A 22,514-nucleotide genomic window follows, 5' to 3' on the forward strand; every position below is an offset into this window, starting at 1 on the left:
CTGTAGGTGTAGAACTCGTTGAACGGATCGTTGCCGCCCTGCACGCCGCTGTTCAGGAAGTCGCTGGGGTCCGAGGATTGGCCGTAATCGGCGAGCTTGGTATAGCCGCCATCGAGGGAGAAATAGGCGGTCCCCGCCGTCGCACCGCCGGTCATCAGCCGCACGCCGGGGCTGGAGAAGCGGAAAAGATCGAAGATGTCGGGCTGCGGTCCGTAGGGCACGCGGCCGAAGGCGTGCGTCAGCTCGTGCAGCGCCACGCCGACCAGCAGGTTTGAATTGATATCGGTCGCAAACGTCGCGCTGCCGTCGTCGGTGGTCGCATCGTTGGCGCCGAGGCCGCCCCACAGCTTGAGCTGCGAATTCCACACCGCGACGTAGGACTGCCCCTGGATGCTGGATCCCGCCGGCAGGGCATTGAAGGTGGTATCGCCGGGGCTGGCATAGTTGATCAGGTTGGACCTGACGCTCGAATAGCTCATCCACTGGCCGCCGTCAGGACCGGCTGCCGCGCCGCCGCCGACGCCGCTATAGTCGATCTTGATGTTGACGGTGATGCGGTCCGAGATCATCGAGGTGAGGATCGCGGCGGCCTGCTGGATGCCGGCGCGAAAGCTCGCCGGTGCATTCATCGCCGCCGTGTCGAACAGCAGATTGATGGTCAGTCCGCCGGCGCTCACCGCGGTGACCGCGCCAATCCCGCCGAAATCGCCCTGCGCGAGCTGGGCCTCGACCGCCTCGTCGGGCAGCTCCACCGGATTCGATGGCGGAGGGACCCCCGCGTCGTATGGAGGTGAAGTCGTGACCGACTGTAAGTTGGATGCTCCAGGCATTGCCTCAGTTCCGGCTCATCGCGTGAGGGCGCATGGCTCGACCGTATCGACACGCTGCCGAGTCGAATCGTGACCGTCCCAAGTTACAGGGCAACGATCTTGCTCGGAGGTTAATGGGCGTTCCGAAGCCCCGGAAAACGACCGGCGATGGCTGTCGCGGGCGTTCATCGAACCGAGGTTCGCTTACGCGTTCAATCCAGCAGCTCAGGCAGGCGGTCCAGGAACGCAGGGACCGGTAGTGCAGCACCGAAATTATAGGGGTTGCCGCTGAGCGCGGCGCGATAGCGATCGAGCTGTGGCCCGCCCTCACGCAGGGGCCGGCCGATCCCGTCCAGGCAATCGAGCTTGTAGCGGACGGCTGCCGTGATGTCCTGCGCGGTATTCGGGTGAATTTCGAGCCCGTGGCGCGCCAGCACGGCGGTGTCGATCAGCAGTGCCTGCAGCGGCTGGCGATAGGTCTCGCGCAGCGAGAGGTAGCGCCGCGCGCGCCGGTCATAGACCGGGCGCACGGTGAAGTCGGTGCGCTCATGCCAGAACTGGCAGTCGTTGGAGATGCAGTTGACGAGCAGCATCGGCGTTCCCAGCGCCTGCACGGCCGTGGTCAGGCCCGATGTCGTGCCGACGAACAGGCGGGCGGCAGCGCAAAGATAGAGGTCCATCTCCGCCGACTTGATGTCGCTGTGGGCGTAGTCGAAGACGCCTGCCATGCCGCGCAGCGGCGTCATGCTGCGATCGCCGAGCCTGACCACGGCGCCGCCGCGTGCGGTGATCGCGGCGATGGCGTCGAGGTAGTCGCCGACATTGGCGGAGCGATGCTGGCGCGTGGTGCCGGGTCCATCGCCGTGATAGCCGCCCTCGCGGATGTGCATCGCGACGAACCAGTCGGCGGTGACACCGGCGGCACGCAGCCTGGCCGTTGCGGTTTGCATCAGCTCCGACGGGACCTTCACGATCGGCAGCCGCTGCTGTTCGGCCCAGGCGACCTGCGCGCGCGACGCCGCGTGAGCCCACGGCTCGGCGATGCCGTCCTTGCCCCGGACGGCGATGAACTGGTCGCCGACCAGCCGCTGATAGGGCAGCAGATCGTCGACGAGAGCGGGGTCTTCGATGATCGTGACATGCTGATCGAACAGCCTGAGGAACGGCTGGTTGACAACCTTGCTCGCCGGGGCAAGCAGCACGTAGTTGGCGCGCGGCAGCATGCCGAGCGCGGCCATGCGCAAATGGCAGTCGATGAAGCCGACGTGGCCGATCAGCGTCACCCATTCGTAGCCGAGCAGCCGGACCGGGAGCGCGGGATCGAAGATGCTGCTGACGCCGGCAATGCGCGCGATCAGCGCGTCGGGAATCGACCATTTCGCCGCCAAGGAATCCTGGTGGTCGAGCGCGGCCTGATAGCTGCGGAACGTGTCGTCGTAGCGGCCCTGGTGATAGAAGTTCTCGCCGAGCTGGATCAGATTGTCGTAGATCAGCAGCTCGCCGGCATGCTCCAGCTCCCAGGCGCTCGGCGTATAGGTCGATGGATCGTAGCCGCCGGCATAGTTCTGGTGCGCCATCACCGAGCGGGGATCGCGCGCGACCGACGCCTTGAAGCACGCGGCGGCCTGAACGTGGTCGCCGGCCAGGGCATGGACGGCGCCGAGCTTGCGCAGCGCGTTGCCGTCGCCCGAGGCCGCCGTCAGGAAATGCGCCGCGACCGGAAGATTGCCGCGATACATGTGGGCGACGCCGACCGCGAAATTGATCGCGAAGCTGTCGATCGTTTCCGGCCGCGGCACCTCGCGCACGATCCGGTCATAGGCGCTGCACAGCGCCAGCGTCGTGAAATAGGCCTGCGCGCCCACACCGGCTCTCGCGCGTACATTGCCGCGGAAGATCAGGTTCAAGAGCCGCACCGCACGCAACGCACTCGGCTTGCGGCTTGCAGCGAGGTGAACCTGCGCTGCCGCGGCCAGCGTGGTCGAGGCCGTCAGCGCCAGCAAACGGCCGAGCCGCGATCCCTTTGCCAATTGCCGGTCCATCAGCAGGAGCAGCGCCGCACCGGCCGGCGCGACGATCAGCCTGCTGTCGACGATGTTCGCGGCGCGGGTGGTCAGCGGCAGCAATTGCCGGCGCCGCGCACTCAGGAACGCATAGAGGCGAAACGCGGATGCCGTCAGCCACGTCCGCGGCGACCAGCGGCCTCGCGGCGCCTGCGGCGACGGTTGCTCCATGGCGCTATTCGGCGCAGGAATCGCCTTGGCGCCGAGGCGGCGACGGAGAGAGCCGAAGGGGGCGCGGGCCGTCATGGCGCGCGATAGCCAGGGGTGGCGGACAAGATCGCGCGCCGGGCGGCGGTCTGGGCAAGCAGGCGCGTCAGCGACATCGGCCGCGTCCGGAGTGTGACCCAAGCCAGCGCGGCCAGGCGGCCGACGGCCCCGAAGCTCAGCATCACCCGAAGCAGGTGCGTGTCGAGCGCGTTGCCATCCAGCAAGGCGGATACGCGCGCAGCCTTGGCCGACGGCATCGTTTCACCGCCGAGCACCATCCGCGCCGCGCCGAAGCGATTGCGCCGGGCGAATAGATCGCCATAGCCTTCGGGGAACAACTTGCTCTGCGCAATCAGCGCGCCGATGTCGGCGAGCTTGGCGTTGAGCGAAGCCGGATCGGTCGCCGTCGCCGTCGAATAGTTCTGGCCGTGGATGCGCCAGTAGCCGAGCGCCTCGGCGATGAAGCAGCAGCCATAGGTCAAGGCCAGCCGCCGGGCGAGAAAGGCATCGGAGAACGAGCCGAGCTTGACGTCGAATCCGCCGAGCGCCTGCAAGGCGGTCAGGCGATAGAGCGAGGTGGTGCCGGAAAAGTAGTTGTCGCCAAAGCGCAGCGCCTGGCGGAGGTCGGCCGGTGCAAGCATCGTCGATGCCAATGCGGGCAGCATGATCGGCCGCAGCATCCGTCTTGCGGACGGCCCCCGAGGGCCGATGATCTCGCAGCAGGCGAAGACCAGACCGGCTTCGGGGTGGCTGGCCGCCTGTGCCATCGCCTTTTCGAGATAGGTCGGATGCAGCGCGTCGTCGGCCCCGAGAAAGCCGATCCATTCGGTGTCCGCGATCGCCAGCGCCTCGTTCTGACCGCGCACGACGCCCTGGTTGGTCTCGTGGCGGATCAGGCGCCAGTTCGGCCGGTCCACCACGAAGCGCGAAATGACCGCGATGCTGTCATCGGTCGAGCAGTCGTCGATGATGAGGACGCGGTCTGGGGCGCGGGTCTGGCCGGCGATGCTGCCGAGCGACTCGGGCAGGTAGCGGGCATGGTTGAAGTTTGGGACGACCAGCGTGACGGTCGGCAAGGTTGCTGGGCGGGTCGTCGTAGTCATGGCTCAGCGAACGTCATGGCACATCATCCCCGATGCCTGTCTCTCACGGCTTCGGGAGTTCCTTGACAACGTCGTCCAGGGCGCCGAAGGCCCTCACGCGGCCGCCATCAAGATAGAGCCCGAGATTGCAGGTGTCGCGCAGCAGGCCGTGATCATGCGAGGCGAGCACGACGATTCCCGAGCGGTTCGTGATCTCCTGCAGCCGGCCGTGGGTCTTCTTGCGGAACTGCGCGTCACCGACCGCGATCCACTCGTCCATCAGGATGATGTCGCCGTGAATCGAGGCGGCGATCGAGAACACCAGGCGCAGCAGCATGCCGGAGGAATAGGTCCGGATCGGCAGCTCCAGATAGTCGCCGAGCTCGGCGAATTCGGCGATCTCCGGCACGCGCTGCTCGATCTCCTCGGGCGAGAGCCCGAGGATGAGGCCGCGGGTGCGGATGTTCTCGTAGCCCGAAGCCTCTTCGTCCATGCCGAGACCGATGTCGAACATCGGAACGTTCCGCCCCACGGTCCGCAGCGATCCGCTCGTCGGCTCGTAGATGCCGGCGAGCACGCGGATCAGCGTGGTCTTGCCGGCGCCGTTGTGGCCGAGCAGGCCGAGCCGGTCGCCCTGCTTCAGGGTGAAGCTGATGTCATCGAGCGCCTGGACGAACTGGAACGAGCCGTCGCTCTTCGAGACCCGGCCGCCGACGCGTGAGGCCGCCTTGATCGCCAGATGCCGGAATGATCGTGCGTTCGGGGGGGCGACGGGAAATTCGATACCGATTTGCTTGGCTTCAATGAGAGTCATTCGAGGCGGATCCAGAGGTCTCCGGCCATGATGTCAGGCCCAATACACGACGCGCGACCGATAGCGCGTGTAGATATAGATCATGGCCGCGGTCAGGACCGCGACCGATCCAATGGCGCCGGCCCAGGTCGCAAGGCCGGGAACGTCGCCCATCAGCGGACCACGCGTGACCGCCAGCAGATAGGCGATCGGATTGAGCGTGACGATCAACTCGCCGCCGCGGATGCTCGACGGCTCCCAGATGATCGGAGAGATGAAGAACAGGAGCTGCAGCACCGCCGCCATGACGGGCGGCACGTCGCGATAGCGCACGCAGATCATCGAGACGATCACCGAGGCGCTGACGACGAAGACGTAGACGATCATCAGGCCGAGGATGGCGAGCACCATTCCGAATCCGACCGACCATGGATAGACGAGCCAGATGAACGGGATCACCGCGATGTTGTGCAGGAAGATGATCAGGTTGCGCTGAACCATGCGCATGACATGGATCAGGATCGGCATGTCGACGGCCTTGATCATGCCGCCTGCATTGATCATCGTGTAGCAGGCTTCGCTGAGCGAGGACGAGATGAAGCTCCAGATGGTCATGCTGACCATGAAGTGGGGCAGGTAGGTCTTCATGTCGGCGCCGAGGAAGCGGCCGGCCACCGTGCCCATGATCAGTGCGGTGATCGCATTGGTGGCCGTGATCCACCACGGGCCCAGCATGGTGCGGCGGTATTTCGATCGGATGTCACCGGCCGCGAGCGCACGCCAGGTGACGTGACGGGTGATGAACGGCGCGATGTCCTCGCGGCAGCGCGCCCAGGAGATGCGGCGCCGATCCGCAACCACGAACCGCTCGACCTGTCCATCGGTCAGGGTGGTCATCCTTCTACCTCGCGAGAGCCGTAAGTATTTGGCTTACCAGCCGAAAGCGGTTGGACGTCCGTCACGCCCGGGGGCCAATCGCCGGGGCTTGCTGGACCATGTTACGCGGGCACTGTCAACCGGTCAGCTTGAGGCCGCCGCCGCGGGCTCAGATCGCGACCGAGCCCGAGGCGTCGACGATCCGCGGCTCCGGCAGCGGCACCAGGAAGCGGCCGCCGGCGTCCAGGTAAGCCTGGTTGCGCTTCAGGATCGGCTCCGCATAGATCCAGGCGAGAATCACGACGATGTCGGGCTTGCGCGTCGCGAGCTCGCTGGACGGCAGCACAGGGATGTGGGCGCCCGGGCTGAAGCGGCCGTGCTTGAGCTGGTTGTCGTCGACGATGAACTTGATCCGGCTCTCCAGCTCGAAATGGTAGAGCAGGGTGGTGGTGGTGGTCGAGGCGCCGTAGGCCGCGACCAGCTTGCCCGCGGCGATGGCCTGGTCGAGCGTGGCGAGCACCCGGCGCTTGCAGTTTTCGATGGCGACGAACCAGTCGCGGTAGATCTGCGGCTTGGTCACCCCGCGCCGCTCCTCCTCGGCGATCAGTTTCGACAGCTCCGCCGAGCGCGGCCGCTTGCCGGTCGATTTCGGCTGCGCAAAAGCTCGGATCGAGCCGCCCTTGGTGCCGGTGCGTTCGACGTGGAACAGCGTCATGTCGTGCCGGTTCAGGAAGGTCTCGAGCGGGATCAGCGCGTGATGCGAGACGTGCTCATGGTAGATCGTGTCGAACACCATGTTGTCGATCATGTCGACGATGTAGGAGACCTCGAACACAAAGGCGCCGTCGTCGGCGAGCAGCAGACGGATGCCCTTCACGACGTCGGACATGTTGTCGATATGCGCGAACACGTTGTTGGCGCAGAACAGCTTGGCCTCGCCCTGTTCAGCCTTGATGCGGGCCGCCAGCGCGCTGGTGAAGAAATCCGGGATCGTCGGCACGCCTTCCTTGGTGGCGGTCGCCGCGATGTCGCGGGCTGGGTCGATGCCCTGCACGCGCATGCCCTCGTTCTTGAATGCCTTGAGCAGCGAGCCGTCGTTGCTGCCCATCTCGGCGACCAGACTGCCCTTGGGGATGCCGAGCGAGGACACCACCGATTGCGCATAGCGCTTGAAGTGCTCGACGAGGCCGAGCGAGACCGAGGTGCGATAGGTGTAGTCGCGAAACAGGATGTCGGGATCGACGACGTCGAGATTCTGCAGATGGCCGCAGTCGAGGCAGAGATAGCAGTCGAGCGGGTAGAGATCCTGCTTCTCGCTCAGCCGGTCGGCCGTCACGAATGCGTCGCCGATCGCCGAAGGCCTGATCGGCAGCACGTGATCGAGCGAGGTCGAGCCGCACAGGCGGCAATCGGTCTTGTGCTTGACGTGCTGCATGAGGTGTCGATCCTGGGTTGGCGATCCCGCAGGCGGGATGGTCGGCCGAAGAGGAATTTGCGGCGGGTTTTACAGGCCGGCGAAGCTCTTGGCGACCTCTTCTTGCCAGACTGTGGACACTCCGCCATCCAGGAACAGGCTCTGCCCGTTGATGAACGACGCGCGCGGGCTGCAGAGGAAGTCGAGGGCGTCGGCGCATTCCTCGGCCGTCCCGAGCCGGCCCAGCGGGACCAGCTTCCGGTAGGTCTCCATCAGCTTCTCGTTCTGTTCATAGAAGATGCGCGATTCGCGCTTCAGGTAGGTCAGCGGCATGATCGCGTTCACGCGGATGCCGCGCCGGCCGAGCGTTGCGGCGTAATGCCGGACCATCGCATTGAGGCCGCCCTTCACGGCATGGTAGCCGACCGGCTGCGAGGAGCCGACGAATTCGGCGTAGACCGAGCTGACCACGCCGATGGCGCGGTCGCCATCGCCAGCGAAATGGCCGGAAAAGCCCTCGATCAGGTCGCGAGAGGCGGTCAGGCCGACCTGGATCTCGCCGGCCCAGGGATCGCCCTGGCCGCGAAAGCGCTGGCTCAGGACGAGGTAGCGGACCGGGCCGGAGGCCTCGGCGATCTCGCGCCAGAGCCCGGCAAAGCTCTCGCTGCGCTCGAGATCGGCGGAAAAATGCTTCAGGCCGGGCTGATCGGGAAAATCGGCCGGGCACTGCCGCGACACGACGCTGACGGCGCAGCCGCGCGCCAGGAAGCGTTCGACGACCACGCGGCCGAGGCCGCGGGTGCCGCCGACCACGACGGCATGATCGGTCATGCCGCGACGCCCTGCCGTGCGGCGACACGCCGGACGAGATCAGCCTGGTAGGCTGCGGCCTTGGCGGTGTCGCTGTCCTCGGGCGCGAAGTCGGCGAACACGCTGGCGCCGGGGCGGAACGGGCCGTTGGTGATCTCGTGCACGATCAGGAGGTCGCTGCGGATGATCAGGGTGTGGAAGAACGCGTTCGACATCCGGTAGTAGAACGGCCGCGCACCGCCCGGCGGCCCCAATTCGACGACACGCTCGATCTGGCCGTCGTCGTCGAACACCACGATATCGACCTCGCCCTCGATGATGTGGAAGGCCTCGCTCTTGCCCGGGTGCTTGTGCGGACGGATGTAGGAGCTGGAATCGATCGCGATGATCATTTCATGCAGGCTGTCATCGCCGTCCGGATGGGCGTTGATGCGGGCCCGCCGCTTCGGGCTGGCCTTCACCGCGGCTTTCAGGGTGTTGATCTCGGCAGCGCCCACCGATGAAATGGGGCCCTCGGCCAGGAAGACCTCGGGGGATTTCTGGACGAGCGTCATGCGTGATCCCTCATGATCGAATTGTCGAGCGCGGCGTAGATCGAGCGGAATTCCACGCCCCTGGCGGCGAGCGGCGCGAGCTTTTCACGCACCTTGCCCTCGATATGCGGCGCGATCGCAAACAGGCACAGCCTGATCCGTTCGTCATCCAGCAGCCGCTCGGAGCCTACCACAGGTGTACGGAAGCCGGGCGGCAAAAAGCCGGCCTTGTCGGCATCATCGTCGACGGCCACCGCGATCAGGTCGGCCAGGCCGAAGGCGTTGACGAACATGATGGCGTGATGGCCGATGCCGAACAGCGCGATCCGGTCGCGGTCGGGACCGGCCAGGGCCGTCAGCCTGCTGCGCAGTCGCGCGCGGGCGGGGGCGAAATTGTCACGATAGGCCTGGAACAGGCTGGAAGGTCCGCGGGGATCCACCGGAGGGGCGGGAATATCGGCCGGGGTGAGGACGGCGACCAGGGCATCTTCCAGGGCGCCCGGATAGCGAAGCAGGGTCAGAACGCGATAGCCGCTCACTTCAGCGAGACGCCGCAGCGTGTCCTCGACGAAATAGCAGCTGTGTTCCTCCCACAGGAAGCAGTAGTCGCGCGCCGCGAGGAACTTGCTGCTGTCGGGGACCTCGATCAGCAGCAGGCCATCGGGAGAAAGCAGAACCTTGAGCGCTTGCAGCGCCTGCACGGGCTCCGGCGTGTGCTCGAGGATGTAGCGGCACGATACAATATCGAACGTGCCAAGCTGCGCCGCTTCGGCGGCCAGCCGTTCGGCGTGGAGGCTGGCCTGCCAGGTTTCCAGATAAGGATAGCGCCCCGGAGCGCTGGCGACGCCAAGCGCGAGGGCGCTCGCGGTGAGCCCGCGGGCCTGCAACCTGCCCAGCAGAGGACCCTCGAACGGACCGGTGCCGAGGGCGGTGCCGGCCCGCGGCTTCAACGACAGCAGCTCTCCGACCAGGGCGTCGAGATGGCCTTCCGGCTCCCGGTAGCGGATCCATGGCACCTCGGGAACAAGCGCCTCGGCCGGTGGAAGCTCGCGGAGCTGGACGAGCTGACAAGTGTCGCACGCGACGACGTCGAGGGTTACCCGAAGCTGGACACGGGTCTCGCGCGCGAACCGGTTGCAGACCGGGAGCTCACCAAGCGGGAGCGCCTGCGTGGAGATCGGCTGACCGCACAATCGGCAGCCGGATAGTGGTCCGGTGGACATGGCTCGGCTGGATCGCTCGATCAATGGGCACGCTCGGGCTCGCCGCTGTGTCCAGCGCGCCGGCCGCTACGGATGTTGCCATCTGGAGGCAACCTCAATAGCAGTGTAATCGGGAACATGACAACGTAAAATGTTCGTCCGGCACGGACCCTGGAACTCGCGTCCATTGTGATGTTTCGCGCTGCTGTTGTTCTTTGAGCGCTCGCATCTCCCTGTCGGTTCAACGGGCGAATCAGTGTCAAGAACGTCAGCAGATTTTTGTTCTGCCGCAACGGGGATTGCGCGACTGGGCAGTCTTCCAGCGGAGATGCTACAGACGATGATCAGGGGCTTTGGCTGCTATTGTTCGGCCATATGAGATCTAACGTTGGTAAGAGGGGGCGCCTGCGTGAAGGATATGGTTCTCGTTTTAAGATCGATCTTGCGCACCGTCTGCGTGAGCACGGTCCTCTTCTGTGTTCTTCTTGCGGTCGGCGCAGGGTTCCTCAACGCCTTGCTTGCGGGATTTGTGGCTTTCGTATTCATCTCGCTGGGAATCGGCCGGCTCGCGCTCGAGCGGCTGGCTCTGTGGTCGACAATTCTGCTGATTGTCGACAGGGCAGGGCTGCTGCCGATCGCCGAGTGGGTTCATGGGATCATCATACTCATTGGTCGTGGGTTGGCTTGACAGCCCGATCGGCATGCGGCGTGTATTGCTGAAGCCAATTCGAGACAGGCGACAATCGGCATAGCCTTCTCCTGGTCTGCCGCAGGGCGGTCTGGATGTTCGAGAACGGGGGCTGGCCGTGAGCCGGAGATGGAGTTGGGGTAGCCGATGCAGCGCTTCAAGGAGCCGCTAGTTCTGCAGAGCCCTGTGCGCAGACGCGGACTCCTTGAGCTGTTCGACGCACTGGAGACTCTGCCGGCCGAAACGGCGCGTTGGAGAGAGCGGTCTCTGCTGGCGCCGCAGCGATGGGCGCGCATCCTGATTGTCGGCACTGCCAGGCTGCTGAGCCTGCTGCCGCCGCGGCTGGCGTTCCTGATCCTCGCCTTCTTCGAGATCGGAGAACTTCGCGACCGCCGCCTGCTGCAAAGGGCCTATCAGGCCCACTGCGCGTCTCTGCTGGCGAAGGACCCTGACCTGCGGTTTTCGGGATTGCTCAGACGGAGCTTTCCGATGCTGTCAGCGGAACTGCTGCTTCGGATCGGGGCCGATTGGGAAGCCTATGATCTGGTCCTCCAGCATCAGCTCGCAGCCCGCTCGCCGGAACTGGCGCACATGATGGTTCGCGCGCTCTTCGAGCTCGGGGAGTTCGACAAGGCCTATCGGCTGGCCTCGCAGCTGGATCTGAGGGCAAGGTCGGAATCGGAGATACATCTCACCTTTCTCAAGAGCATGCTCGAGATCATGGTCGGCAACGAGGCCCGCGCGGTCGAATGCATGTCGGAGGCATGCCGTGGTATTCCCGACTACATGCGTCCTCACCAGAACATGGCGTCGCGGCCGGCGCGGAACTATCATCCCAACCCTCTTGATTTCGCCTGCGGCGCCGCGGGCAGGCTGTTCGATCTCTGCAACTTCACCGGCCAGCGCGTGACTCATGTCGGCTCTGGCGACATCGGCATCGGTCTGTTCACGAGAGCGCTCGCGGCGCAGTCGGAGCTGCTCGGCAGGGCGGCGCCGGCCATATCGGCGGAGGCCAGCCACCTGTTGCGCAGGTTGGGAATTCCCCTGGAGCAATTGCGGGTCCTTCCCGAGGAATGGACGACCCAGATTGGTCACCTCGGCATGCTGGACATCCTGTTCCGAATGCGCGACCTGGGGTGGTGGTCGGGAAGACCGCTGATCGTCGTCCGACCGAATTGCGTGGCCAACAAGGCGTTTCTTCGGCTGTTCGAAAGGTTCGCCGATATCGTCGTGATCGGCGAGACCGTCTCTCACGCGCTCGGCGAAGAGCTGCTGTCGCTGCAGCGCTGGTACGGCATGAACTTCAATGTGTTTCGGCTGCCGAACGGTGACGTCGTGCCGTGGCAGGAAGCCGGGGCGCTTGCCATGCTGCAGTGGGAGCGGGATGGCCGCGGGCATCCCTTGCGCGACCAGTATGACCGGATCTACGAGGCGGCGCCGAAGGTGCAGGACGACTATCGGCGGATGCGCGAATCCTGGGGCATGAAGCCGGACGACTGGTACGTGTGCCTGCACACCCGCGACGGTTCTCACTATTCCGAGGTCGACGGGACCGGCCAGACCCATCGCAATGCGCCGATCGAGACCTACCTCGATGCCATCGACGCGATCACCCGCAGGGGAGGCTGGGTGATCAAGCTCGGTGGCCCGAATTCACCCGGACTTCCACCGCTCGACCGTGCAATCGATTATGCGCAGAGCAAGTTCAGATCCGAACTGATGGATATCTGCCTCATCCGGAATGCCAGAGCCTTCATCGGCACGACGTCAGGGTTGACGAATGTCGCGATCAGCTTCGGCATTCCGTGCGCTCTCGTGAACTGCATCACCACGGATCCGCAATTGTGGAACAGCGCTGTCCGGTTTGCGCTGAAGCCGGTGCGTCTCGCCGACGGCAGGATGCTGACCCAGACGCAGCTCACCTCGTCCCCCTGGCGCTGGCGCCTGTTCGACGCCTGCGTTCTCAGCCGCAACGGAGCGCAGCCGTCGAACAACACGTCAGACGAAATTCTCGCGGTCGTCGAAGAGGTCGTCGATCTCGCTTGCGGACGTGCGGCCAACACCGCCTCGCAGCAACTCCTGTCGCTCTGGAGGGAGCAGCTTGTGCTGCCTCACTATTACGGCGGCGGCACGATCAGTGCCCACTATCTCGCGAAGTACGAAAGCGCATTCCTGGTGCCTGGAGCGGCCCCGGCGGCGAGGAGCCTTCCCGAGGTCGCTGTGGCGCGACAACGTTAGTCCGGCAGCGCGGCCCAACTGTTCGCGGCCTGCGTCGTCAGGTGCGCGCCTAGTCCGGGCGGCATCGCTTGATGCATCGCGCTGTCCTCACGGTTCTCTCAGCAGGTCTTGAGCGTATTTCTCGAGGAAATATTTGCTCGGCCGCGAACTGCCGAAGAAGCCCGGCACCTGGACGTGACGCTCCCATTTGCCGTCCACGCCGGGGGCGGGTCCTTTCCGCCGGGGATCGGAGATTTCGAGCACCTCGCGCACGGTTTCCAGGATTTCGTCCGAGCTGCTCTCGCTCACGACGAGTTTGGCACGCGCCATGGATTCATGGGTCGGGTAAGCCCAGCGATACTCCTCCGAGGTCCATTCGCTCAGCGAAAGCATCTGGCCGTCCGCCCTGTGCACCGGCTTGAGCGCAAAGCGGGTGTCCGTCGACCACAGCAGGCCGATCGAACTCAATGCATTTACCATCGCAGTCGGGATGCCGAAGCTGCTTGCCACATAGGCGAAGCCGGAGGTCGTGCCGATGAACATGCGCGCACGGCGCATCAAGTGAATGTCCATCTCCGGAAATGCATCGTCGCTGCGGGCGTAGTCCACCACGCGTTCCATTTGCGGGAACGGCGGCACCTTGCGACCGCCCATCCGGACAACCCATCCGCCGCATTCGGTGATGTGGCGGACCGCATCGAGATAGCTCGCGAGCGACGCGTTGCGGATGGATTCGCCGACGCCTTCGGTATCATTCCGGGTCTGGGCATCCCGCACGTGCAGGCAGACGAACCAGTCGCCGTCCGCCATCCCCCACCTGCGCCGGTAGTCCTGGTACGTCTGCTCGACGCGGTTGTCGGCAAGCAGGCGGCGGTCGTAGATGTCGCGGAGCGGAAAGCTTCGCTGCCGGCTTTCCCACTGCTTGAGCGCGAGTGAGCCCGCATCGTTCCAGTACACCGCACGTCCGTCCTCGAAGCGGAAGGCCTGGTGGGAGTCGCCAATGAACGGGGTGAGGCTGGCGAGTTCGTGCCAGACTCCGGCGGTGACGTTCTCCCCCAGGGTGAGCGTCGGACAGATCTCGGAGAACAGCGACAGGAACGGCTTGTTGGCGATCCGGTCCTTGTAGGCCAGCAGCACCGGCTGGCCCTGCCACCACCCCATTTCGCGCATCATCAGATGAACGTTGAGATGGCCGTTATGGCCGATCAACGCGCTCCAGTCCGGAGAAAGCAGCCTGACGTCCGACAGATCCGTGTCGAGCTTCTTGAGAAGGGCCTTGAGCTCGGCGCTGGGCGCGGGAAGATGACGGCGCAACCGCTTCTGTGTCTCCGTCAGCTTGGTGTAGACCTGCGGGACATGGAAGCCCTCGCCGCTGTGATATGTCGTCAGCAGGAGGTGGCGATAGGCGTAGAACAGGTTGATCTCCGACAGCACCTTGCGCTGCGGATGGTCGGCGGGGAAGCGCTCCCAGTATTGGCCGCGCTCCTCGCGTGCGACGAGGATATCGTCGTGCCGCGGGAGACCGAGCTGAGTGACGAGGGTCTCGATCAGCTCCTTGTCGCAGAAGAAGTCGGGAACGTAGCGGTCGAGCGGTGCTTCGAACAGCTCGGGTTCGCCATCCCTGCGCGCATCGTATTGCCGTCCTTCGAAGGACGTCTGCTCGAAGCGGAAGTTCCGGTGCTCCAGCATGATCTTGATCAGCTCGGCAAACCGGCGCAGGTCCTGCGGACGAAGCGCGGTCCAATTGATGGTGTGGGCCTGCGCCAGCAGCTCCATGAAGTAGCCGGACGTCAGCTTTTTCGTCAGCTTGCCGAGCGCCTCCATGAACTCGTCATCGACCCGCTCCCAGTCGATTTTGGGAAACAGCTCCAGAACGCGCTTCTCCTTCTCGCACATGAGAAGGAACAGGATCAGCTCGTTGCAGTACTGACCCGAGTGGCCGCGGGTCAGCACCCATTGCATCTCCTTTTCGATGTCGGGACCGCAGAAATAGCGAAATTGCCGGTCAAACTCGTTCCGATGTGCATAGCGGTGAAAGACGAGCGCCACCATGAAGGCCTGTCTGAAGGTCAACAGGGCGAAGATCAGGTCTTTCAACGATTCCGCCCGTTCCTGCCCGGCTGCATTCAGAAACCAGCCGATCGCCCTCGCGGCGCGGCCGGCGAGGTTCGACTTCAACGATTGTACCAGACTGCGTTGACGTGGCGCGGAATGCCCGGCTGGATTTGAGTGGACGGACTCGAAGAGCATTTCCAAGGCCCCATGACGATATCGAAGATTTCACCGGCGCAGCACTTCTGCGGCCCGACTGTCCGGCATTGAAACGGGCCTGCCAGCGTTCCAGACCAGACAGGGATTGCGCCCAGGCGTGGCAGGAGCATAGAGCGCGAGTCGGTCGGCCGCCAGTCCAAGCGTTCGCGGCCTGTCAGGGGGAGGAGACTTGAACGGACCGCTGCCCTCAGGGATGGCAGGCAGCTCTCGGACGGGGCGTCCAGGCGGCTGTTGGGCTCGCGAGAGCGGGGCAGGGCTCCTGGGGTGTCGGCAAGTCCGGCGGCAGTGCTTCGCTCGATTGAACCAGGGCGTGCCGGCCTGTTCCGCCCGATTCGGGTTGATCGGGTCGGGCCTTCACAGTAATCGTTGCGGGCTGTTTCCGAGGTTGCGCCGGAGGTGCCGTTTGCCGCTCGACACCATTTCGACCGAGGGCGGGCCCGTCGGCAGCGCTCCGGTCCGCGACCTGACTCGCGCGGAACGTACATTCGGCCGATATTATCCTTTGTTGCGCCTTCTCGCGCGGCTCCCGGGCCGGCATTTTCTGCGCAATCTGGCATTCACGGTGCTGCCCTTCAGGGCGAGATTCTTGCTGACGGTACAATTCCGCCATTTCTTCCAGCACCCGGGCCTGGACCGCCACTTCGTCTTTTTCTGCGGTCCCTTCCTGGGCAGGCACTTGCCCTGGATCTTCAACAGCTCCGTTTGGCAGCGCTACCCGAGCGAGGTTGCATTTTATCTTCTACTCGCGGGGTACCGGAAGGAAGCGCTGCCGCTGTTTCGCCGGTTGAGGTGGGACGGGGAGCGCCCGATCGCCGAGCTCGCCTTGCAAGGAACGGGCGTCGTCGGTGACGGCTACTCGATGGATATGCTGACGCAGATCCATTTTCTTGACTGGCAGCATGTTGCCGAGGGGTCGCCGGCGATGCGGACCTTCGTCCGGATGATGTTGGAGCATCGCAACTTTCAATATGAGGAACGGGCTTTTCGCGGGCGCGTCGAGTTCGATCACGTGCCGAGGGACGTTTCGGCCGAGCAATTCATTCCTTATTTCTTCCGCGACCGCGAGGTGATCGTTCGCCTGATGCAGGAACTCGGTCTCGTCGATTCGACGGGCGTCCTTCGTAAGCTGGACGAGTCCGGGCAGTACTGGGAAAGCCTTCCAAGCTATCTGCCTGATCGCACGGTCTGTCTCGACATCTACCTGTTCTATGCCTATCGCGAACTCCTGCTCAGGACTTACCACAACGGGGAAGGAGACAAGGTCCCTGTCGTGTACAGCCGCGGTCTGGACACGCAGCGTCGCCTTCGCCGTCAGCTTCCGAGGCCGTCCGCCGAGCTGAAGCGCGTGCTCGACGGGGTCGGTGTCGAGCTCGGCGATGTCAGATTGCTGTCACCCGATTGGAGCGCGCTGATCGGTCACAATGGTCATCTGAACGTGCACCTGATGATGCGGAGCATGGGCTGGTGGAAGGGACAGCCGGTCCTGCTCGCCTACAAGGATCGGATCGCCAACAAGCCGTTCCTGTCGCTGTTCTCGGACATCTGTCCGACACTCACCCTGGGCGAGAACGTCAGCGCCGGCGTCTGGCACGAGCTTGCCAGCCTGACGCCTTTCCTCGGAGACTCGCATCAGGCCTTCCAGTTCGAGGACGGCCGGACGATGTATTGGAACGATGCCGGCGCGATGGCACTTCAGCAGTGGGAGCGCGAAGGCAGGGGCTTCCCGTTGCGCGACATCTATGACGCGCGCATTCAGGCGGACGACAGGACCGAGCTGCTGTACCAGTCGCTGCGCCGGAAATGGGGGCTTGCGCCCGGCGATTGGTTCGTCTGCCTGCACATGCGCGACGCCGAGGCGCGCGGCGAGACTCTCGGCACGGGCGAGTCGATCCGCAGTGCCACGATCGGCAACTATCTCGACACCGTTCGTTACGTCACCCAGCAGGGCGGCTGGGTGATCCGCATGGGCGGACGCAAGGCGCCGCCGCTGCCGGACATGCCGCGCGTGATCGACTACGCGCGAAGCGAGGATCAGGTGGCGGAGATGGACATCCACCTGATGCGCCGCGCGCGCATGTTCATCGGCACGACCTCGGGCTTCGCCTATGTCGCCACCAGCTTCGGCATCCCGACCGCCATGGTCAACGCCCTGAGCTCCGTCGGCCTGTTATGGTCGAAGGATACGCGCTTCTCGCTCAAGCCCGTTCATACGCGCGAGGGGCGCATGCTGTCGTTGAGCGACGTCACCTCCGAGACGTGGCGCTGGACGTTCCCGACCTATGAGACCGTCAAGGCCGCCGGCCTCACGGTCGGCGAGAGCTCCGCCGACGAGATCCTGGAGACCACCCGGGAGGTGCTGGATCTGTCGTCCGGGGCGCCCGTCATTCCCCCGGTCGACGATGCCTGGGAAAAATGTGTGAACATCCAGGGATTCTTCGGCAATTCACGGCCGTCCCGCTATTTCCTGGACAAATATGCGGCGTCTCTGCTCGATCGCTCCTGAAACGAAACGGTCCGATGAACTTCGCCCAACCGAACATGTCCCTGGAAGAAGCCCGCGCCACGCCGCTCGGCTACCGTGCCGACATCGACGGCCTGCGCGCCGTCGCCGTGCTGCCGGTTCTCTTCTACCACGCGTTTCCCGCGGCCGTCCCCGGCGGCTTCTACGGCGTCGACATCTTCTTCGTCATTTCCGGTTATCTGATCACCGGGATCATCCACAAGCAGATGCTGTCGAACAGGTTCAGCATCGCCGATTTCTACGCCCGCCGGATCCGCCGCATCTTTCCGGCGCTGATCACGGTGGTGCTGGTCACCTTCCTGATCGCCTGGTTCTTCCTGCCGCCGCGCGAGCTGAAATCGCTCGGCACCAACATCGCCGGCGGTGCGGTCTTCATCCAGAACTTCGTCCTGCTCGGGCAGGTCGGCTATTTCGACCTCGCCGCCGACAAGAAGCCGCTGCTGCATCTGTGGTCGCTGGCGATCGAGGAGCAATACTACATCGTCTGGCCGCTGCTGCTGATGCTGATCGGCTCATGGCGGCGCAGGAGCCTCGCGATCACGGTCGCGCTGGCGGCGGCGTCGTTCGTTGCCTGCCTCATCGTGCAGCCGCGCGCGCCGGAGTATGCGTTCTATCTGCCGGTGACACGGGCATGGGAATTGCTGGTCGGCTCGGGACTGGCGCTCTGGGTCAATGGGCGCAGTGCCGAGGCCGGTCCGCGGCCGCTGATCGATGTCCCGCTCGTCCGCGAGCTCGTCGCGCTGGCCGCGATGCTCGCGATCGTGTTCGCCTTCTGGCGCTACGGTCGGCTCACGCCGCATCCGGGCGTTCACACGTTGCTGCCGGTGCTGGGCGCGGCCGCCCTGATCGCGACCAGCGGCACGCTGGTGCATCGTTATGTGCTGTCGTCGACACCGGCCGTCTTCGTCGGCCTGATCAGCTATCCGCTCTATCTCTGGCACTACCCGCTGATGGCCTATGCGCGCATCCAGTTCATCGATGCGGTGCCGGTGTGGGTCATGCTCGCGATCATCGTGGCCAGCATGGTGCTTGCCTGGGCCACCTACCGCTTCATCGAGCGGCCGATCCGCTTCGGCCGGCGCCTGGTGCCGCTCAAGGTCGGCGGACTCGTCGGCGGCATGGTCGCGCTCGGCATCGTCGGCGTGGTGGCCGACCGCACCAATGGCATGCCGGCGCGCATTCCCGCCGAGCTTCGCGGCTTCATGCTGGACGGGAGCGAGACGGCCCGCTTCTGGCGGTCCGACAAATGCCTGCTGAAGCCGGATCAGAGCGCGTCCGAATTCTCACCAGAATGCGCCGGCACCGGCCGCCATCCCCTCATCCTGGTCTGGGGCGACTCCTATGCGGCCTCGCTCTATCCGGGACTTGCTCATTTCGGCGCTGAGCGGGGATTCGAGGTCGCGGAATACACCGCCTCGGCCTGCCCGCCGCTGCTCGGTTTCGTCCATCCGGAACGGCGGTTCTGCAAGGGCGCGAACGACTTCGTCATCCAGAAAGTCGCCGAGCTGAAGCCGGATCTGGTCCTGTTCTATTCGACCTGGAGCTATGGTGCGGACGACCTGCGTAATGGGCTGGACAGAACGGTCGCGGCATTGAAGGAGCTCAATGTCCCGAGAATCGTCCTGCTCGGGCCGCCGGCGACCTGGCTTGGCGAAAGCCTGCCGGCGAACATCCTCGATTATTATTTCCGCACGCATTCGCTGCTGCCGGCGCGCACCAAATTCCGTTCCAACGACAATTGGACGCGGGCGCTCGATGAGTTCCTCCAGGCGCAGGCGCAGCGTGTCGGCATCCAGTACATCTCGGCACGCCGCATGATGTGCAACGACGACGGCTGTCTGGCCCGGATCGGCGCGGACGGATCGGACCTGACCGCGTATGACAGCGGCCATTTGACCTATCCCGGCTCCCTCTTCATTGCCAGACAGGCGCTTGAGGTGTTGCCTGGCTTCGACAAATAGTCGCGTCGTTCGCCCGTGGTCGCCATGGATCGTCGGACAGAGCAGACCGGTTGGGCCGGGCATGAGGCCGGGGACGGCGTCGGCCGGGCAGGGCGCCGCTATATCGCCAGCGTGCTTGGACTGGTGGCGGCGATGCTGGGCGCCCTCGGTCTCTGGCTGGCAGCGCAGGGCGGCGACCATTTCAGCGCGATCAGCAGGGCCGGTGATCGGTCATGGTACCGCAATTTCGGCGGCGACAGCGTCACCGAGATCCAGGACCAGGACCTGTTCTACCATGGCATCGGCCGGTCGATCGACAATGCCCGCCAAGCCAACGTCATCATCCTCGGTTCATCCCTGGTGTCGTTTGCGCTCGACGAGAGCGTCATGCGCGAGCGCCTCGAGCAGCCCTACGGCCTGAAGTTCTACAACATGGCGTTCGTCGGCGTTGCCAGCGGCGAGTTCGCGCGGCAGATCGCGCTGAAGTATCACCTCCATCCGCGCCTGTGGATCTTGAACGCCGACGATGGCGGCGGCGGCGGCAACTTCTTCCACCGCAATTTGACCCGTGCGTTCGGCGCCGACGTCCGTCCGATCCCGAGCACGAAGCTCAGCCGCTACGGCGCGACCTACGAGATCATCCGGCGCAATCTGCGCTGGCGCTTCGAGGACGTGACCCGGCCATGGCGCCAGGCGATCACCGGCCCGCGATCCGGACCGCTGCCGCGCTTCGATCGCGATGACCGCACCGGCGCGGCCGACATGAGCACGTTTCCGCGCTTTCTCGCCGACGGCAATCCGGGCGTGAAGATGACGCGCGATCCCGACTGTCACACCACCCCCGAGGTGATCGCCAATGCGCGTGACTTCGTGCAGTCGCTCGGCGCGCCCGTGGTTCTGACCTTCGTTCCGAATTTTCACGGCTGCCTGACCCAGGTTCGTGAGATTGCGGATGCCATCGGCGTCGAGACGGCGACGCCGGCGCGGACCGACTATTCGAGCTGGGATGGCGGGGGTCATCTCGACGCCAGGGGCGCGGCCGATTTCACCCGCGACCTCGTTGGCGCTCTGGAAAGGACGCGAGCGTTTCAGGGAATGCGTGAGAATGGCGATCATCGAAAGCCTTGACCCTGCGGCCGCAGCGGATCGCCACGAGCGGCCGATCAGCCGGGCGCACGCGCTGCTCTATCGTCCCGACATCGACGGCCTGCGCGCGGTCGCCGTCATCGCCGTGCTCGTCTTTCACGCCTTCCCGCGGCTGCTGCCCGGCGGTTTCGCGGGCGTCGACGTGTTCTTCGTCATCTCGGGCTATCTGATCACGGGCATCATCGATCGGCAGTGCGCGGACAAGAGCTTCAGCTTCGTGACCTTCTACGCCCGTCGCATCCTCCGGATCTTCCCGGCTCTCATCACCGTCGTGCTGGCGACGTTCGCGATCGCCTGGTTCGTCTTCCCGGTCGCCGAGATGGAAGCGCTCGGATCCAACATCAAGGGCGCCGCCGCCTTCATCGAGAACTTCATGCTGCACGAGCAGATCGTGGGCTATTTCGATCCGGGCGCGGAGCGCCTCCCGCTGCTGCACCTGTGGTCGCTCGGCATCGAGGAGCAGTACTACATCGTCTGGCCCGCAATGTTCGTGCTGATCGCCCGATGGCCGTCGCGGAAGGCGGCCATCGTGGCCGCGCTCGGGCTCGGATCCCTCGCGGTCTGTCTGTCGACCCCCGCAAGGGAGGCGGCGTGGGCATTCTATTCGCCGACCACGCGCGGCTGGGAGCTGCTGGCAGGCTCGCTCCTGGCGGTGTGGCTGCGCCGGCGGGGCGATCGCCCGATCGGTCCGGCCACCAGCAACATCCTCGCGGCTGTCGGCGTGGCGGGACTCGCCGTCGCCTTCTTCGCGTTCAGCGCCACCTCGCCATGGCCCGGCATTCGCACCACCGTGCCGGTGCTGGCGACCATGGCCCTGATTGCGGCCGGCGGCACGCCGGTTCAGCGGGCGTTGGCGTGGCCCGCGCTGGTGTTCGTCGGCCTGATCAGCTACCCGCTCTATCTCTGGCACTTCCCGCTCATCGCCTTCACCAAGCTGCAGTTCGGCGGAGCGGTTCCGGCGTGGATCCTGCTCGCGGTGCTCGGGCTGAGCACCGCGCTGGCCTTCCTCACCTATCGCTTCATCGAGCTGCCGATCAGGTTCGGAGCCGCGCCCGTCGCGTGGCGGGTGGGGCCGTTGCTGGCGGCGATGGCAGCCCTGGTCCCGATCGGTGTCGCGGCGACAAGCACGCGCGGCCTGCCGGTCCGGTTCGCGCCGGAGATCAGGGGCTTCATGCTCTCGGGCTCCGAGACCTCCTCGCACTGGCGCCGTGGCCGCTGCCTGCTGCTGCTGCAGCCGGCCTCCGCGTTCGGCGCCGACTGCGCTGGGCAGGGGCGCCGGCCGCTGCTGCTGATCTGGGGCGATTCCTACGGCGCGGCGCTGTATCCGGGGATGCTGCATCTCTCGACAGAGCGCGGCTATGACGTCGCGCAATATACGGCCTCCGCCTGTCCGCCGCTGATCGGCTATACCTTGGAGGCCCGCCCGTTCTGCAAGAGCATCAACGACGACGTCGTGCTGCGGATCGGCCGTCTCCGGCCCGACGTCGTCATCCTCGACGCGACCTGGGGCCACGCCGAGTCCGTGCTGCGCGAGGATCTGCCGCGCACGGTCGCGCAGCTCAGGGCCAACGGCATTGCCAAGATCGTGCTGATGGGACCGCCGCCGAGCTGGCAGGGCGTCGGCCTGTCGCACAACGTGCTCGACTACTACCGGCAGACCGGAACCGTGTTGCCGGAGCGGACCCTGTTCCGCTCCAATGACGAATGGACGAGCGGCCGCGACGCGCTGTTTCGCGAGCTGACCCGTCAGCTCGGCATCGATTTCATCTCCGTCCGCGACGTGTTCTGCAACGACGAAGGCTGTCTCAGCCGCATCGGCCCCGGCGGCTCGCAACTGACGGCGTTCGATCCCGGGCACCTCACGGTGCCCGCCTCGATCTTCTTGGCGCGCCACGCCATCGACGACCTCCTGGGGCCTGCCCGGCAGCCGCCGCGGTAAGCA

General features: G+C 65.1%; 16 protein-coding genes. 6 read left to right on the forward strand and 10 right to left on the reverse strand.

Features of this window, described 5'->3' with window-relative positions:
• The 9 genes from QW845_RS30790 to QW845_RS30830 all read right to left on the reverse strand — a co-directional run.
• Positions 1 to 752: NF038122 family metalloprotease (locus tag QW845_RS30790; RefSeq protein WP_315805274.1), on the reverse strand; the 752-nt coding region annotated here is incomplete at its 3' end.
• 269 nt (positions 753 to 1,021) lie between these two features.
• A complete protein-coding gene (locus QW845_RS30795; protein WP_315805275.1) occupies positions 1,022 to 3,118 on the reverse strand; it encodes a TIGR04372 family glycosyltransferase in 2,097 nt (698 codons plus the stop codon).
• On the reverse strand, positions 3,115 to 4,182 hold the full coding sequence (locus tag QW845_RS30800) for a glycosyltransferase family A protein (RefSeq protein WP_315805276.1): 1,068 nt from the start codon (positions 4,180 to 4,182) through the stop codon (positions 3,115 to 3,117). Before QW845_RS30800 ends, QW845_RS30795 begins: the two co-directional genes overlap by 4 nt.
• A 43-nt stretch (positions 4,183 to 4,225) precedes the next feature.
• A complete protein-coding gene (locus tag QW845_RS30805; protein WP_315805277.1) occupies positions 4,226 to 4,975 on the reverse strand; it encodes an ABC transporter ATP-binding protein in 750 nt (249 codons plus the stop codon).
• Positions 4,976 to 5,008: 33 nt separating this feature from the next.
• Positions 5,009 to 5,851: an ABC transporter permease gene (locus QW845_RS30810; RefSeq protein ID WP_315805278.1), complete on the reverse strand. Its 843-nt coding sequence runs from the start codon at positions 5,849 to 5,851 to the stop codon at positions 5,009 to 5,011.
• A 148-nt stretch (positions 5,852 to 5,999) separates the two neighbouring features.
• Positions 6,000 to 7,265 carry a class I SAM-dependent methyltransferase gene (locus QW845_RS30815; RefSeq protein ID WP_315805279.1) on the reverse strand — a complete coding sequence of 422 codons (1,266 nt, stop codon included), beginning with the start codon at positions 7,263 to 7,265 and terminating at the stop codon, positions 6,000 to 6,002.
• A gap of 69 nt (positions 7,266 to 7,334) precedes the next feature.
• Complete coding sequence (locus tag QW845_RS30820; protein WP_315805280.1) at positions 7,335 to 8,075, reverse strand: SDR family oxidoreductase; 741 nt, start codon at positions 8,073 to 8,075, stop codon at positions 7,335 to 7,337.
• Entirely contained in the window at positions 8,072 to 8,608 is a 537-nt protein-coding gene (locus tag QW845_RS30825) for a WbuC family cupin fold metalloprotein (RefSeq protein WP_315805281.1), read from the reverse strand. Before QW845_RS30825 ends, QW845_RS30820 begins: the two co-directional genes overlap by 4 nt.
• Positions 8,605 to 9,810, reverse strand: a complete 1,206-nt coding sequence (locus QW845_RS30830; RefSeq protein WP_315805282.1) for a class I SAM-dependent methyltransferase — start codon at positions 9,808 to 9,810, stop codon at positions 8,605 to 8,607. Before QW845_RS30830 ends, QW845_RS30825 begins: the two co-directional genes overlap by 4 nt.
• A 397-nt stretch (positions 9,811 to 10,207) precedes the next feature.
• Here QW845_RS30830 and QW845_RS30835 point away from each other — a divergent pair, with 397 nt between their 5' ends.
• A complete protein-coding gene (locus QW845_RS30835) occupies positions 10,208 to 10,477 on the forward strand; it encodes a hypothetical protein (RefSeq protein ID WP_315805361.1) in 270 nt (89 codons plus the stop codon).
• Between the two features lie 147 nt (positions 10,478 to 10,624).
• Positions 10,625 to 12,715, forward strand: a complete 2,091-nt coding sequence (locus QW845_RS30840) for a TIGR04372 family glycosyltransferase (RefSeq protein WP_315805283.1) — start codon at positions 10,625 to 10,627, stop codon at positions 12,713 to 12,715.
• A gap of 87 nt (positions 12,716 to 12,802) precedes the next feature.
• Here QW845_RS30840 and QW845_RS30845 read toward each other — a convergent pair whose 3' ends face one another.
• Entirely contained in the window at positions 12,803 to 14,872 is a 2,070-nt protein-coding gene (locus QW845_RS30845; RefSeq protein ID WP_315805284.1) for a TIGR04372 family glycosyltransferase, read from the reverse strand.
• 391 nt (positions 14,873 to 15,263) lie between these two features.
• Between QW845_RS30845 and QW845_RS30850 the strand changes: the two genes are divergently transcribed.
• The 4 genes from QW845_RS30850 to QW845_RS30865 are packed head-to-tail and all read left to right on the forward strand — an operon-like array spanning position 15,264 to position 22,511.
• On the forward strand, positions 15,264 to 17,468 hold the full coding sequence (locus QW845_RS30850; protein ID WP_315805285.1) for a TIGR04372 family glycosyltransferase: 2,205 nt from the start codon (positions 15,264 to 15,266) through the stop codon (positions 17,466 to 17,468).
• 14 nt (positions 17,469 to 17,482) lie between these two features.
• On the forward strand, positions 17,483 to 19,447 hold the full coding sequence (locus tag QW845_RS30855; RefSeq protein WP_315805286.1) for an acyltransferase family protein: 1,965 nt from the start codon (positions 17,483 to 17,485) through the stop codon (positions 19,445 to 19,447).
• Between the two features lie 24 nt (positions 19,448 to 19,471).
• A complete protein-coding gene (locus QW845_RS30860; protein WP_315805287.1) occupies positions 19,472 to 20,554 on the forward strand; it encodes a hypothetical protein in 1,083 nt (360 codons plus the stop codon).
• Positions 20,532 to 22,511, forward strand: a complete 1,980-nt coding sequence (locus QW845_RS30865) for an acyltransferase family protein (RefSeq protein WP_315805288.1) — start codon at positions 20,532 to 20,534, stop codon at positions 22,509 to 22,511. Before QW845_RS30860 ends, QW845_RS30865 begins: the two co-directional genes overlap by 23 nt.
• The last annotated feature ends 3 nt before the right edge of the window (positions 22,512 to 22,514 follow it).

The organism is Bradyrhizobium sp. SZCCHNS3002 (assembly GCF_032377435.1).
Taxonomy (GTDB): Bacteria; Pseudomonadota; Alphaproteobacteria; order Rhizobiales; family Xanthobacteraceae; genus Bradyrhizobium.